This window comes from Streptomyces sp. NPDC059785 (genome assembly GCF_042732375.1).
Classification (GTDB): domain Bacteria; phylum Actinomycetota; class Actinomycetes; order Streptomycetales; family Streptomycetaceae; genus Streptomyces.
Genome location: NZ_JBHWHV010000021.1, coordinates 119,500 through 133,375, shown reverse-complemented (window position 1 = coordinate 133,375; position 13,876 = coordinate 119,500). Strand labels below are relative to the sequence as shown.

13 protein-coding genes, 1 tRNA gene and 2 pseudogenes are annotated in these 13,876 nt (G+C 69.6%); 8 read left to right on the top strand and 8 right to left on the bottom strand.

What is annotated here, in order from left to right; all coding sequences use genetic code 11:
• Positions 1-91: 91 nt before the first annotated feature.
• The gene (locus ACFV6E_RS18250; protein WP_385462741.1) at positions 92-1,447 is read right to left on the bottom strand and encodes a ScbR family autoregulator-binding transcription factor; all 1,356 of its coding nucleotides are present in this window, start codon (positions 1,445-1,447) and stop codon (positions 92-94) included.
• Between the two features lie 440 nt (positions 1,448-1,887).
• On the opposite strand from ACFV6E_RS18250, the gene ACFV6E_RS18245 reads away from it, so the two are divergent.
• Positions 1,888-1,960 (top strand) — tRNA-Arg (locus tag ACFV6E_RS18245).
• Between the two features lie 186 nt (positions 1,961-2,146).
• Here the strand turns inward: ACFV6E_RS18245 and ACFV6E_RS18240 are convergent.
• On the bottom strand, positions 2,147-3,565 hold the full coding sequence (locus ACFV6E_RS18240; RefSeq protein WP_385462738.1) for an ATP-binding protein: 1,419 nt from the start codon (positions 3,563-3,565) through the stop codon (positions 2,147-2,149).
• Between the two features lie 729 nt (positions 3,566-4,294).
• Positions 4,295-4,726: a hypothetical protein gene (locus ACFV6E_RS18235; RefSeq protein ID WP_385462736.1), complete on the bottom strand. Its 432-nt coding sequence runs from the start codon at positions 4,724-4,726 to the stop codon at positions 4,295-4,297.
• Between the two features lie 379 nt (positions 4,727-5,105).
• Between ACFV6E_RS18235 and ACFV6E_RS18230 the strand changes: the two genes are divergently transcribed.
• Positions 5,106-5,288 (top strand): hypothetical protein, encoded by a 183-nt coding sequence (locus ACFV6E_RS18230; RefSeq protein WP_385462733.1) that lies wholly within the window; start codon positions 5,106-5,108, stop codon positions 5,286-5,288.
• Positions 5,289-5,602: 314 nt separating this feature from the next.
• Here ACFV6E_RS18230 and ACFV6E_RS18225 read toward each other — a convergent pair whose 3' ends face one another.
• Positions 5,603-6,340 (bottom strand): hypothetical protein, encoded by a 738-nt coding sequence (locus ACFV6E_RS18225; protein ID WP_385462730.1) that lies wholly within the window; start codon positions 6,338-6,340, stop codon positions 5,603-5,605.
• Between the two features lie 26 nt (positions 6,341-6,366).
• On the opposite strand from ACFV6E_RS18225, the gene ACFV6E_RS18220 reads away from it, so the two are divergent.
• Positions 6,367-6,567 (top strand): dehydrogenase, encoded by a 201-nt coding sequence (locus tag ACFV6E_RS18220; protein WP_385175467.1) that lies wholly within the window; start codon positions 6,367-6,369, stop codon positions 6,565-6,567.
• Between the two features lie 611 nt (positions 6,568-7,178).
• On the opposite strand, the pseudogene ACFV6E_RS18215 reads toward ACFV6E_RS18220, so the two are convergent.
• Positions 7,179-7,370 (bottom strand): annotated as a pseudogene (locus ACFV6E_RS18215) (ATP-binding protein); the annotation flags it as partial.
• A gap of 4 nt (positions 7,371-7,374) precedes the next feature.
• Between ACFV6E_RS18215 and ACFV6E_RS18210 the strand changes: the two are divergent.
• From ACFV6E_RS18210 to ACFV6E_RS18200, 3 genes and pseudogenes are all read left to right on the top strand, one after another.
• Positions 7,375-7,539: pseudogene (locus ACFV6E_RS18210) on the top strand (XRE family transcriptional regulator); the annotation flags it as partial.
• Positions 7,536-8,075, top strand: coding sequence for a GNAT family N-acetyltransferase (locus tag ACFV6E_RS18205; RefSeq protein WP_385462727.1), 540 nt, complete (start codon positions 7,536-7,538; stop codon positions 8,073-8,075). The pseudogene ACFV6E_RS18210 and the gene ACFV6E_RS18205, both read left to right, overlap by 4 nt.
• Before the next feature lie 32 nt (positions 8,076-8,107).
• Complete coding sequence (locus tag ACFV6E_RS18200) at positions 8,108-8,299, top strand: hypothetical protein (protein WP_385175460.1); 192 nt, start codon at positions 8,108-8,110, stop codon at positions 8,297-8,299.
• A gap of 259 nt (positions 8,300-8,558) precedes the next feature.
• On the opposite strand, the gene ACFV6E_RS18195 is transcribed toward ACFV6E_RS18200, so the two are convergent.
• From ACFV6E_RS18195 to ACFV6E_RS18185, 3 genes are all read right to left on the bottom strand, one after another.
• Positions 8,559-9,053, bottom strand: a complete 495-nt coding sequence (locus ACFV6E_RS18195) for a hypothetical protein (protein WP_385462724.1) — start codon at positions 9,051-9,053, stop codon at positions 8,559-8,561.
• A gap of 148 nt (positions 9,054-9,201) precedes the next feature.
• Positions 9,202-10,509, bottom strand: coding sequence for a family 16 glycosylhydrolase (locus ACFV6E_RS18190; protein ID WP_385462721.1), 1,308 nt, complete (start codon positions 10,507-10,509; stop codon positions 9,202-9,204).
• Between the two features lie 223 nt (positions 10,510-10,732).
• Positions 10,733-11,986: an MFS transporter gene (locus ACFV6E_RS18185; protein ID WP_385462718.1), complete on the bottom strand. Its 1,254-nt coding sequence runs from the start codon at positions 11,984-11,986 to the stop codon at positions 10,733-10,735.
• A gap of 102 nt (positions 11,987-12,088) precedes the next feature.
• On the opposite strand from ACFV6E_RS18185, the gene ACFV6E_RS18180 reads away from it, so the two are divergent.
• On the top strand, positions 12,089-13,147 hold the full coding sequence (locus tag ACFV6E_RS18180) for an ArsR/SmtB family transcription factor (RefSeq protein ID WP_385462715.1): 1,059 nt from the start codon (positions 12,089-12,091) through the stop codon (positions 13,145-13,147).
• A 186-nt stretch (positions 13,148-13,333) separates the two neighbouring features.
• A complete protein-coding gene (locus ACFV6E_RS18175; protein ID WP_385175444.1) occupies positions 13,334-13,870 on the top strand; it encodes a glutathione peroxidase in 537 nt (178 codons plus the stop codon).
• Positions 13,871-13,876: the final 6 nt, after the last annotated feature.

The window sequence follows — 13,876 nt, the reverse complement described above, 5'->3', positions numbered from 1 at the left end:
GCCCTCGTACTGGACGTACTTGGGCTTTCGCCCGGTGCGGCGAGAGGGCGTGCATGGCGTCGCGCGGCAGGCGGGACTTTCGCAACACGCCCTAGTCCGTGTGCGCACTGCCGCCGGTTGTGCGGCGCGGGCGCTGTACGGGGGCGGAGGGTGGCGAGGCGGGGACGGAGTTGGGGTCGGGGACCGATGCCCGGGTCGGCGCCGGGGCTGATCCCGTGGCCGGGGCTGACGCCGGAGCCGGAGACGGCTGCTGTCGGCGGGCGGCCGTCGCGGCCCACCGGGCGTCGCGGCCCAGCTGCGGCCCGTTCGCCCGCTCGGGGGCGTTGCCGGGCTGCCGCAGGGGGGCGCCGGCGGACGGCCGCGGAGGCGACCCCGCTCCCCCGGACTGCCGCGCGGGGGCGTTACTGGAGGCATTGCCGGACCTGCCGCCCACCTGCTGCTGACCGGCGGCCTTGGGCCGGGGAATCAACCACGGCCCGGAGGAACTGGTACCGGGCCGCCCACCGACTTGCCGCCCACTCGCCTGCCGCCCGTTCACCTGCCGTCGGGACGCGGATGTCGTCGCTGCCGCTGCCGATGGCATCGCCGCCGCTGCCGCTGCCGGCCGGCGAACGACGGGCCGCCCGGCACTCGTACCGGAAGCCCCGTCGATCCCCACACCACCAACCACTGCCCCACCGCCCGCTGCCCTGCCACCCGCTGCCCTGCCGACCACCGCCCTGCCGTTCGCCGCCCCACCGGCCGGTGCACCAGCGCCGATCCCCCGCCCAGCAACGCTGACGTTCCGCTGCCCGGAGGCCACGAGTCCGCTGAGGGCGGAGGGGGAGGCGAGGCGCGGCAGTAGGAGCGACCAGAAGCGGGTGAGGGAGTTCCGCGAGAGCCAACGGGAGTCGTGGCTGCCCATGGTCTCGAAGCCGACGGTGGCGGCGACGACGGCGGTGGCGGCATCGGGCGCGGCCACGTCGCGGGCCAACTCCCCGTCTCGCCCGGCCCGTTCGAGCACGTCGACGACGTAGGAGTGCCACCGTCGGTACAACTGCCGCCCGCCCACGCCGCGGGGGTCGGCACAATTCAGCCCGAAACCGGCCCGCAGGACGACGTCATGAACGAGCCCCTGCAACAGCGCGTGGGTGGCGTCGACGAGCGTCTGAAGCGGCCCACGGGATGCACCGTCGCCCGCCGCACGATCACAGGCGTCCTCGCTCACCTCCCCTGCCCCTGCCCCACTGCCGGTGATGCGATCGAGCCGGTCGGCCGCCGCAGTACCGACCGCGTCGGCAAGGGCGGCCTTACTCGGGAAGTGAAAGTGCAGCGCTCCACTACTCACCCCCGCCCGGGCACTGATCGCCGAGAGTGAGACGACCTCGAAGCTCTCACGGTCGAACAGTTCCGCAGCAGACACGATCAGGGCGTTCCGCGTACGGACCGCGCGCTCCTGTTGGGCCATCGGGCTCCCCTTCCCGCCGGAGACTCGACTGACCGTAACAAACCGTCCGTGCGGTTTAGAAGAGCGCAAGGAGTTCTCCTTTGGAAACACCTCCCGATTTGCGCGCGCCCACAGGGCTACCAAAGCCGCGCCACAGATCCCGCAAAGCGGCGCAGGCCAGCAAGGATCCCCTGCTCAAGCAGTACCGAACCAGTCGATCCGTGACAGACCCGACCAGCACAAAAGGTACCGGAGCGCTAACGCAGCGCTTCCCGATCACAACCCTTGAGCACCCACGCCGCCCACCCCACCGACCGACTACCCGGAATGCCCCGTGCGGCCCCCCACACCCGATCTTTCCGCTGCCCCCGCCTCACCGCCCTGACCTGCGGATCCGGAACCTTGCCAGGCGAGAGCCCACATCCGCTAGGCTAGTCGCCGGGTCTCCCAGAGATCCGCACGCCTTCGTAGCTCAGGGGATAGAGCACCGCTCTCCTAAAGCGGGTGTCGCAGGTTCGAATCCTGCCGGGGGCACAACGTATTACCGCTCTGACCTGGGGTTTCTCACTCAGGGAGGCACTCCACTCGGCCTCGGACTCATCGTCCGGGGTCGTTTGCGTGAGCGGGAGGACCTCACCGTCACGGTGGGCCGGAGGCTCGGCCAACCGAGTTGAGGCAACAGGCCATGGGCACCTGGCGCCCAGACGGATTCCAGCATGGTCAGGAGGACCACGCCGCGAGGAGTTCCGCCGGGCCGTACGCAGCGTCGAGCCCCGCGCAGTCGATCCCGCTGCGCGAGACAGCGATCACAGGTACAGGAGCAGGCGTGAGCGCGGCGCGGTGCCGGTGCAGCGCCGCGAGATCGTGCCGGTCGAACGGAGAGTTCTCCAGCCACTTCACCGAGCCCACGAACAGCAGCTCCTTGGCGATCGGCGCGCGGTCCGCTCCCACGACGTCGATCTCCACATCGTTGGTACGGGTCCAGTAACCGCCGATGGCGGGGGCGGCGGGGAGGTTCGCGTCGGGCAGCAGCCGCGCCAACGCCTCGCGCACCAGAGGTTCAATGGCCCTGCCACGCCAGCTGGTCCAGTTGCCACGGATGCGCCGCAGTGTCAGGTCACCCCGGCCCCGCTCGATCTCTTCCATCGCCGGACCCAGGAGCTTCAGCCAGAAGCGGAGGTAGGGATCCGCGACCCGGTAGCGACGATCCTTCGAAGGCCGCGTGGACACGGGAAGCTCCGCCGCGATCACCCGCTTGTCCGCGAGGATCCCCAGCGACCGCTGTAGCGGGGTCGCCCCGATCCCGCCAGCGGCGCGGGCGATGTTGGAGAACGTCCGCTCACCGCTGCCGATCGCCGAGAGAACGGTGCGTGCCTGGACCTGTTGGGGGAACTCTGCGGCAAGCGAGCGCTCCGCCGACACCAGCAAGGCCGAGACCGGATCGCTGAGCGCCGCCCGCAGGAACTCCCACATCCCGGCGCCGTGCGCCCACTCCGCACAGATCAGAGGCAGTCCCCCGGTGATCAAGGCCGCGTCGAAGGCCGAAGCGGGATCGAGGCCGAGCATCTCGCCCACCTCCGCCGGGTTCAGCGGACCCAGCACCATCTCCCGTCCGCGCTGGTGGAACGGGCGTCCATAGCTGTTCAGCGCCTCCATCATCGACAGGTCGGAACCGATGAGAACCAGCAGAACGGGCTTCTTCTCCAGCAATCGGTCCCAGGCCCGCTGAAGCATGCCTTCGAAGGCGCCCTCCGCATCCATCAAATAGGGCACCTCGTCCATAACCACCACGCTCACCCGGTCGTGCGGCAGTGCCGCCGCCAGTACGTCGAAGGCCGCATCCCAACTTGCCGGACGGGCCGCGGACAGCAGATTCGCCAGCGGAAGGCTGGACGACTGCGCATCCTGGCTGAGCCGCTCCAGGTCCGCCCCCGGCGACGCCCCTGTAGCGGCATAGAAGAGGAACGGCGCACCGGACCTCTCGGCGAACCGCTCCACCAACCGCGACTTACCCACCCGGCGGCGACCTCGGAGCATCACGCACTGCCCGGGCCGCTCCCCACCGACCCCGGCCGCCACCTTGCCCAGCTCGCGATCCAGCGTCTCGAGCTCGTGCCGCCTGCCCACGAAATCTGCCATGCCGCCGCCTCCCCAGTGCCACTCAACCCGCAGATACTAACATAACTGTTAGTAACATTGGAGTTAGTTGCAAGATGGGCTTGGGAGATGCTACTCGCCCGGTGCGCCCACGGGAAATGATCAGCCTTCCGCGCCCCAGCATGGTTCGTCATTGGACGCCCCACGGTCACCGGATGCGTGAGCGGCGCGTGAGCGGACTGCGCAACAGGAGCCGTCCTGACCCGGATGGGCCGGCCGTGCAACGCGGCGCCGATCAGGCCGAAGAGCACCACGCGGCACAACCAAGCACCACCCATCAGAGATTCGACCCCACTCCTAAAGCGGGTGTCGCAGGTTCGAATCCTGCCGGGGGCACCAGGGTGAAGGCCCCGGACCGATCACGGTCCGGGGCCTTCGACATCCCTGCTTCTGGCATCAACACAGACCCACCGACCACCGGGACGCCTCCGCAACAGTCGACCCATGCGCCTCATGACCTCGCAAGCCAAGCCGTGCACAGCACCAGTCCCGCACGCCAGCACCCAGGCCACTCGCACACCGGCACAGCACCGGCCTCCCAGCCTGCACCCTCGACTTCCAGCCTCGCTTCAAGGAGTGAGTTACAACTTCCTCTACTGGTTCAAGCACCCGGCCAAGGACATGCCTCCGGCAGGGGTCGGCCGGCGCCGGGTGGGAGGGAGCGCCGTTCCCGGCCGCGGGCACATCGTGGTGAGTGGTGGGCCGGGGTGTTTACCGACCGCCGTTGGTTCCGACATCGAACCTCGTCAGGGCAAAGATGATCAGGAGGTCGAGTGTCATCACGGGGATGGCCCAGAGCGGGTAGTACGGAACGAACATGAACTGAGTGATCAGGCTGATCCCTGTCGCCGCTGCACCAGCCCCGCGACCCCAGCTCTTGTTTGTCACGACCCCCATGCCGGCGATGATGAGTGCCAGGCCGACCACAATGTGAATCCAGCCCCAAGCCGTCAGGTCGAACCGATAGGCGTACAGGGACGCGGCGAACAAGTTGTCCCCTGCGATGCCAGATGCCCCCATGAGAATGCTGAGCGGCCCGCTGAGCATCATCACAGCCCCGGCGAACACGGCGGCGCCGCTGAGCCTCTCGCTCGTGCCTGGCCCCCCGTGCCCTCGCTGTGTCTTGCTCGGTATCGCTGCCATAGCCGCCACCTTCCTGTACAGCACAGTCACCGACGCACGACGTCCGTGCGACGCCAGCCACGAGGGACCGACAGGATCACCGGGATCCCTCGGCACCGCGATTCCAGCCGCTTACTGCCGTAGAGGAAAGTCGTCAAGTGCGGCTGGGATGTCTGACACCGGTAGCTGACACCAACAGGGGCGCACAGCGGCGATCAACGCTGAACCTGAGCGGACGAGCCATCCAGGTCGAAGGTCGATTGACCCAGCACGCCCGCCCGGCGTGATCGACCTGATACGGATGAGGCCACAGGTTCAAGTCGCCGTGTCCTCGCGTTCCGATCAGGTGGCATCCGTAGGGGTGTTCACTACAGTGAGGATCATTACTACGAGGGGGATCATGGCGGACTACGAGACCTACGCGAACAAGGCCCAGGAGCTTCTGGACCAGATTCACTCCAAGAGCTTCCAGCGCTCTGAAACACTCGCCATCGCCGCGGCCCAGGTTCAAGCAATCCTCGCCCTGGCCGCAGCCATCGACCGCCAGAGCCGTACCGACGGGAACGGGGACGGGGCCGGGTAATGGCATGCCCCGGGAGGCGTGCCACTCTCGTGCCAGAACGGACGGGGATTCACGGGAAATCGAGGTAAGCAGGGGCTTGCACAGCCGGATTCCGCCCAAACCATGGAGTTTGCAGGTCGCACCATCGATCGTCCAACCTCGCTCCTAAAGCGGTGAGCTTTCGCTTACTCGCCGTACGCCAGTGCAGACCACCAGGGAGCTGCCTTTTACGGTGAGGAAGATTCACGCTTCACCAGCACCCAGTAACACCGTCACCGCAGTCGGCTGTGGCTCCGCCCGCAAGCCCAACCCGCTTACTTACGATGCACCATGGCCTACAGCAGGACGGGACGATTAGCGGATGTGTACTCGTCCGCGATGTTGAACACGCTGGCACACCGGGGACATTCGGCCTTGCCGAAGAGGTGGGCGATCCCGTGGGCGAGCGCCGCGTGCCCATCGCGGACGGCAGTCTCGTGCATCCACCGGCCGCTGCCGGAGAGTTCGTCGAGCAACGCCGGCCGTAGGCCGCGACGGTCCACGTCGCCCAGGTGCCAGTCCCGGATCGCTGAATAGCGCCCGTGATCTCCGATCGCGATCGTCACATCCACGGCGCAGTGGGGACAGTCCAGGTGGTAGAAGTCGTCCGCGAAGTCCCCCAGGACGGCGCTCCAGTGATACTCCTCCTTGGCCGCGAGCAGATTGAGGAAGGTCGTGAGGTAGTCGGCCGGCCGCGATTGCAGGTGCCGGTCCAGCAGTTTGCGGAACCCCCCGATCGCGTCGGCGCAGTCCGCCAACAGATCGTCGCAGCCGTGGTGTCCTGCCGCGCGCCGCAGGATCGTCCCGGCCAGTCCACGCGCCCGTGCGCTCCTCGATGCAAGACGCACCAGGCACGGCAGGGCGGCGAAGCTGGCGGGGAAGACGAGGTCCTGTTCGAGGACCAGCCGGTATCCCAATTCCTCCCATGCTTCGACATCGTCCCCGAACTCCACCCGTGAAAGCAGTGCGGGGACGCGATCGACATCCCCACGGCAGTCGTGCATCTGCGTCCAGTTCACCACCTGCGCATTCAAGCGGACGCTCCGTTATGGTGCGCCGCATGACCGACACCGGCCCGGCCTGTCCCGAGTGCAGCCAGCCCATGACGTCCGGCGGCTTCGTCCTCGCCAAACGGGAGGACGATGGCCGGCGGATCTGCCGGACACTGTTGAGGTGCGCTGGTCGGCATGTCTGGTGGCGCTGGGCCGACCGGCCGGAGGAGCCGTTGGAGGGTTGCCCGGTGCCCGAGCTGTTTCGCTGACATCCAACGCTGACATCAACGACCCCGGACGGCGGTGGTGCACAGCAGCCTCGTTTGGCATTCTGAAGAACCGTCGCGTCGTCGTGCGCCTTGCCCACGCGACCAGCGCTGACCGTGAGGGTTCTTGGCTTCCGCTTCGACGATCCGGCGGATCACGAGGTCGTGATCACTCGTTCCGAAGTGGCTCCGCGCAGCCGTGAACCGCCCTCAGGGAAAAAGAAACTCATCGCCGTGAGTGCGAGTTGCGCGAGTGACGGCCGGTCCGGCGCCGTCGGCTTGCGGCGTGACGGCCGAGGTTGCTCCCTGTGAGCAGGCAGTTCATGCGGCTGGCCGGCTCGCACCTGGCCATTCCGCAGGCCTCGGTGATCAGTGACCGCCAGCCCGTGGATGGGTGTTGCCTTCCCCCGCCGGACGCGGCGGCGACCCGATGGCGCGGCAGTCAGAAGCGCAGGACCAGAGTTGGAACGGCAGGCCGCGGTGGAGTGCTTCTCCCAGGCGTCGACCGCTTGCTCCGAGCCGGCGGGCGCAGAGGGCGCAATCCATGCCCATCTGCTGGCGGGGACGGAGACGGGTGATCTCCGGGAGGGGCGGGCGAGCCGTGGTCGCGATCTTCACTCATCACCGCCAACGCACAGTTCGGCCCAGACCTCTTTGCCCCACGGCTGCCCGGTCGAGCCATGCAGGTCGTAGCCCCAGCGGTCTGCGAGCGCGTCAACCAGGAAGAGCCCTCGGCCCGACTCGTCGTCGCTGCCGGCCCGGTCGAATGCCGGCAGACGAGACGGCTCACCGTTCACTACACAGACCCCCGCCACGGCCACCGCGATGAAGGTTCCCAGCGACGCTGCCACCCAGCACGCGCGAGTGACACGGATGCTGCAAAAATTCGGGGCTACGCTGCGCGCCACGGCACCCGGCAGCGCTGCCGTCCGAACCTGGCACGCGCACACCTCCACCTGGAGGACGGCTGCATGACCACGACACCCGCCATCGAACTGCGCACGTTCACTGCTCTCGACACCGTCCGCGGCGACCTCCTCGACGCGTACGCCGATGTGCGTGCGCCACTGCTCCACCTGCCGAACTACGCGGTCGCCTCCTTCAGGGAGCGTCTTGATCGGCACGGCACCGAACCGGGCTTCACCGCCGTCATCGGGTACGCGGACGGGCATCCGGTCGGGTACGCCTACGGCAACACCATCGAGCGCGACGACCGTTATTGGCAGCGCACCAGCCCGACGCCGGTGGCGGAGTACACCGAGCGCCCGGCCGTAGCCTTGAAGGAGATCGGTGTCCGCTCAGCCTGGCGCAAAACCGGCACCGCCCGCCGTATCCACGATGCCCTTCTCGCCGCCCACGACGAGCCGTACGTCACGCTCATGGTCAATCCGGCCGCGGGAGACGGGAAGGTCCACGCGCTCTACGAGTCGTGGGGGTACGAGGGCATCGGCCGGAGTCGGCCATCAGCGGCCTCCCCTTTGCTCACCGTGATGATCCGCGCCATCTGCTGACCGGCGGCCGTGAATGGTTCGTCCGGAGCACCGTGACCGTCTCGCAGGAGGAAGTGCTCGGGGCGCTGCTCGGCTGGGCTGTCAGAGCGGCCGAGCGGCGGGAGGAGCGCATGTGGAACAACATCGGCTTCACGTTCCGGTCGTCCACTCCCAGGGACGCGGCTACCGGGGACACGGAAGCCGAGGTCACTGGTTCCGAAGGCGCGGGCGAGTTCACCCAATGACGTGGGCTTTGGCGCCCCGGGCTACCTGGATTGTTTTCTCTCCTCCAGTGTGCGCAGCCGCTGGCGCCTGAGTCGGTAGCTCTCGTCCAGTAGCTGGTGGTTCTGCTCGATCAGCTCGCGGCTCGTTCCGAGCAGCTCACGCGACCATGCCCGAGCGGCCGTCGCGCGGGCCGACAGGGAGTCCGGCTTCGTCTGCTCCTCCACGAGGGACGGGTGCCCACGAAACCGGCCATCATGACAGTCACGGCCGGAGGCCCCTTCACGGGCGGCGGTCCGAAGTCGGTGGCAGCAGGTCGTCCCGCATGAGTCGTTGCAGGTCCTCCAGGTCCGCGAAGAACGGGCGGATCAGCCGCTGGTACTCGGCCGACGCGGCGCCCGCCGGATCCACGGCCAGTACATCGCGGGCCGACCTGAGCTGCTCGTACGCCGCGTTCGCGGCCCGGTACACGTGATCCGGTGCGGCCAGCGCCAGTTCCCTCAGGACCGACTTGGCGTCGCTGTGCTGCGGGTCGCTGAGGAAGGCGTCGTGGACCGCCTGCTGTCTGCCCGGGCCGAGCTGTTCCCGGAACGCCGCGACCGTCATCCGGCTGTGCGCCTGCGCCAGCGAGGCAAGGAAGCGCACGTAGACGGCGCGCTTGGCGGCCGTCCACTGCCGTTGCTGCTCGCGCCGCGAACGCAGTGCGTCGGTGATCAGAGTCGCGCCGACCCCGAGGACCGCACCGAGCGCCACGACCGCCAGAGTCCCCCACTCCATGCTCGGAGAGTACGGATGTCGTCACTCCGGGTCCATGGGTCATGTCGTGGGCCAGGCCATGACCCACGCTTCACATCGGCGTCTTCGCCCGGTGCCGGCCGGGCGCTCGGGGCGACGCGCCCGGCCCACCGGAAGAGGCCGACGAGGGTCAGCCGACCGTCCACTTCTGGCCGGTGCCGCCGGTGCACGTCCAGATCTGCAGGCGGGTGCCGTCGGCGGACGAGCCGCCCTTGGCGTCCAGGCATTTGTCCGCGCCGATGTTGGTCAGGTCGTGGGCGGCGGTGTAGGTCCACTGCTGGGCCTTGGTGCCGTTGCAGGTGTAGAGCTGCACGGGAGTCCCGTCCGCGGTGCCGGCGGCGCGCACGTCGAGGCACTTGCCCAGGGCGCGTACGGTGCCGTCGCTGCCCAGGGTCCACTTCTGCGCGTCGACGCCGGTGCAGTTGTGCAGCTGGATCGGGGTCTCGTCCGCGGTCGAGGCGCCGGCCACGTCGACGCACATGTCGCCGATGCCCTTGATGGCGCCGGTCCGGGTGGTGCCGCCGTTCCCCGAGTCGCCCCCGGAGCCGCCGGAGTCGCCGGAGTCGCCGGAGGCCGAGACGCGTACGTAGTCGATCGTCATCGTCTGCGGGAACGAGGTGTCCGCGTTCGGGCTGCCGGGCCAGTCGCCGCCGACGGCGAGGTTGAGAATGAGGAAGAACGGGTGGTCGAAGACCCACTTGTTGCCGCCGGCGTCGGCCGGGGTGCGGGTCTGGTACGCGGTGCCGTCGACGGACCAGGTGATCGCCTCGGGGCTCCAGTCGACCGCGAAGACGTGGAAGGCGTCCGCGAAGGACGCGCCGTTTGCGAGCGTGCGGGCAGCGCCTATGCCGCTGCCGCCCGAGTAGCCGGGGCCGTGGATCGTGCCGTGAACGGTGCCGGGCTCGTAACCGACGTTCTCCATGATGTCGATCTCGCCGCTGTTGGGCCATCCGGCCGTGCCCAGGTCGTCGCCGAGCATCCAGAACGCGGGCCACATGCCCTGCCCGCGGGGCACCTTGATGCGCGCCTCGAAGTGGCCGTAGGCCTGGGTGAAGGTCTTGGCGGTGTTGAGGCGGGCGGAGGTGTACTGGCAGGCGGCGCCGTTCCAGCACTGGAGCCCGCTGTCGGTGTTCTTGCGGGCGGTGATGACCAGGTTGCCATTGCCGTCGAGGGCGGCGTTGTCCCTGCTGTTCCGGTAGTACTGCAGCTCGTGGTTGCCGTTGCCGGAGCCGCCGGTTTCCAGTGTCCACTTGCTGGAGTCCGGGGCGCTGCCGGCCGCGCCATTGAACTCGTCGGACCAGGTCAGCGCGGTGGTGGCCGCGTCGGCCCGGTCGGTGGACGGTCCCGTCGTGATGAAGGCGAAGGCGGCGGCGACCGCGGCGGAGACCAGCAGGACGAGCCCGCCGAGCGACCATCGGCGTGCGCGATGAGCGGCCATGACTGAACACACCTGTCTGTGAGTAGGTGAGGAAGTTTCGTGAGGACAGAAATAAAGGGGGTGAATAGAGGGTGGGGGATGGAAGTTGCGGGGTGGGGGGTGATGGAGCCCTGATGCTACGGATCGCTGGCAGGGTGGCCAATTGCCCGATTCGCTTCTCAACCAGCGCTGATCTGCGCTTACTTGACGCCATAAGGTCCGCACCCGGTCACTTAATGAGTGTTTAAGGCCGGCTTAAGCGCGAAGCAGTCGTCCTGGCGTCCGCCCGCTTACCGAGCGCCGATGCCGGCGCCGATTTCCGCCACACCGGCGTCAGCAGCGGCGTCAGCACCGGTGTCAGCGCCAGCGTCAGCGTCGCCGCCATCGACGCCGCCGCCAGCAGCGGCATCGCCCCCGCCGGGCCGGTCAGCCGGGCCAGTGAGCCCGCCAGTGCCGCGCTCACGCCCTGTGCCGTGAGCATGCCCGCCGAGTGCAGGCCCAGGGCGTGGCCGCCGAGCTCGTCCGGGGTCAGGGACATCAGGCGTTCCTGCTGGACCAGGCTCGCGCCGAAGCCGGCCGAGGCGACGGTCACGCAGACCGCCGCCGCGACGAGGCCGGGGCGCAGGGCGAAGAGCAGGTACGGGGCGGCCAGGAGCAGGAGCAGGGGGATGCCGAGGCGCCGTCGTACGTGCGGGGGCAGCAGGCGGCCCACCGTCACGTCCCCGGCGAACATGCCGAACGCCGCGCAGGCGAACAGCGCGCCCGCGTGGGACGGGGAGTAGGGGACGAAGAGGGACTCGCAGCCGACGATCAGGCCGTTGGGGATCCAGAGCAGCAGGTAGACGCGGCGGCGGGGGCCGGACGAGAGCAGGCGCGCGTTCGTGCGCCAGGTCTCGGCCACCGAGGCGCGGCCCGTGGCCCGGGGCGCCCGGCGGCTGAGTCCGAACCGCGCGCCCGCCGCCGACGCCAGATACAGCGCGGCGGCCACCAGCAGGGTGGAACGCGGGGACAACACCGCCACCAGGACGCCACCGGTCGCGTAACCGGTGATCTGGGTGATGCCGTTCATCATGTTGAAGACCGAGCGGCCGACGAGGTAGCCGTCCTTGGGCAGGATCTCGTTCAGCAGGCCCCAGTTGACGCCGCCGCCCAGGGAGGCGACCAGGCCGAGGGCGAGGACGAGCGCGAGGACGGCCCAGGCCGGCAGTCCGGGGGCCGCCGTCGCCGCCGTGCCCGCCGCGAACGTGACGGCGATGCCCGTCAGGGCTGCGCGAGGCGGCAGCCGGTCCGCCGCCGACAGCAGGGTGGTCGCGCCGAGGACCTGCGCCAGCGACGGGCCGAACATGCCGAGGGCCGACAGCAGCGGTGATCCGGTCGCCCGGTACACCAGCGTGCCCAGGGCAAGACCGCTCACCGTCTGGGCCGCCGACCTCAGCGCCGACGTCAGGAAGAGCGGGGTGAATTCGGGCGTACGGAACAGGTCGGAGTAGCTGCGCATGCGACGGAGTCTCGGGCGGGCCGTACGGCGGCCGTTATTGTTTCGCGCCGGTGCGAAACGTCAGCCGGTGCGAAACGTCCGGGACGGGAGAGGGAGGCGGCCTTGGGCTGGTGGCAGGTCAACGCCGACACCCTCGCGGGCAGCCGCTTCGTCCTGTCCCCGCTCGCCGAGACCTTCGGCTCGCTCAAGCTCCTCCACGCCGCGCGGGGCTCCCATCCCGGTGAGCGCGCCTGGCTCGACGCCCATCTGCCCGCGTACCGGCGGCTGCTGGCGGACGATCCGGTCACCGCGCTGCTCGTACGGTCCGGGCTCGGTCCGGAGTGGATCGCCGACTTCCTGACGCCCACCCCACGCGGCACGCCCACCCCGCAGGACACGGGCGGTACGAGCGGTACGGGCGGTACGAGCGGTACGGGCGGTACGGGCGACGGCCCCCACGAGTCGTTCGCCGTTGAGGTCGCCCGCGTGCGCGACGCGTCCCCCCTCGACGCTCGGGCCCATCTCCGGCTCGCCCTGCGCGGCGCACCGCTGCCCGCCGCCCTGGACCGCGACGACCTGCCCCGCCGCGCGGCCGACCTGCTCACCCACGTCTGGACCGAGGCCGTACTCCCCTACTGGCCCCGGCGCAGACGCGTCCTGGAGGCCGACGTCGTCTCCCGCCTCGCGCTGCTGAGCCAGGGCGGCTGGGCCGCCGCCCTCGACACCCTGCGGCCGGGGACCCGCTGGCTCGGCGAGAACCGGCTCCAGGTCAACGCCCACGAATACCCGCCGCGCGAGATCTCCGGCGCCGAGCTGTTCTTCGTGCCCATCACGGCGCAGCGGCACGGCTGGGTGTCGTGGGAGGAGCCGCACCGGTACGCGGTCGTGTACCCGTGCTCGGGCGCGCTCGCCGGAGCCGGGCACGGACCGCGGTCCGTGCCCGGCTCACTCGGCGCCCTGATCGGTCCGGCGCGGGCCGGTGTGCTGCTCCTGCTCGGCTCCCCGATGAGCACGAGCCAGCTCGTCGCGGTGACCGGGCAGGGTCTGGGGTCGGTCGGGCGCCATCTGCGGGTGCTGCTCGACGCCGGGCTGGTGAGCCGCCGCCGGGCCGGACGCTCCGTGCTCTACCACCGGTCGCCCGCCGGAGAGGTCCTCGTACGAGCCGTGCGGGCCGAGCCGTAGCACGGTGTACGGGCCGAGCGGACCCAGTAAAAGCACGGGGTACGAGCCGTACGAGCCCAGCCGGAACACGGGGTACGAGCCGTACGAGCCCAGCCGGAACACGGGGTACGAGCCGTACGAGCCCAGCCGTAGCACGGCGTACGGGCCGTACAGGCCCGGCGGGAGCACGGCCACTAGCATCCGGGCATGACCACTCATGATTCAGACACGTCCGCCGGTGCGGACACGCCCGCGTCCGGTTCCGTCCTCGACACCGAGATCGGCTCGCTCCAGGGCGGCTCCGCGGACCTCGGCCAGTACCGGGGCAAGGCCGTCCTCGTGGTGAACGTCGCCTCCAAGTGCGGGCTGACCCCGCAGTACGCCGGTCTCGAGCGGCTGCACGAGCGGTACGCCGCCCAGGGCTTCACCGTCCTCGGCGTGCCCTGCAACCAGTTCATGGGCCAGGAGCCCGGCAGCTCCGAGGAGATCGCCGAGTTCTGCTCGGCGACCTACGGCGTCACCTTCCCGATGACCGAGAAGGCCGAGGTGAACGGCGCGGGGCGGCACGCGCTGTACGAGCGGCTGGTGGGCACGGCGGACGCCGAGGGACACACCGGCGACATCCGCTGGAACTTCGAGAAGTTCCTCGTCGGCCCGGCGGGCGACGTCGTGGCCCGCTTCTCCCCGCAGACGGAACCGGAGTCGGCCGAGGTCGTCGCGGCCGTGGAGAAGGCCCTTCCCTGAGTCGTC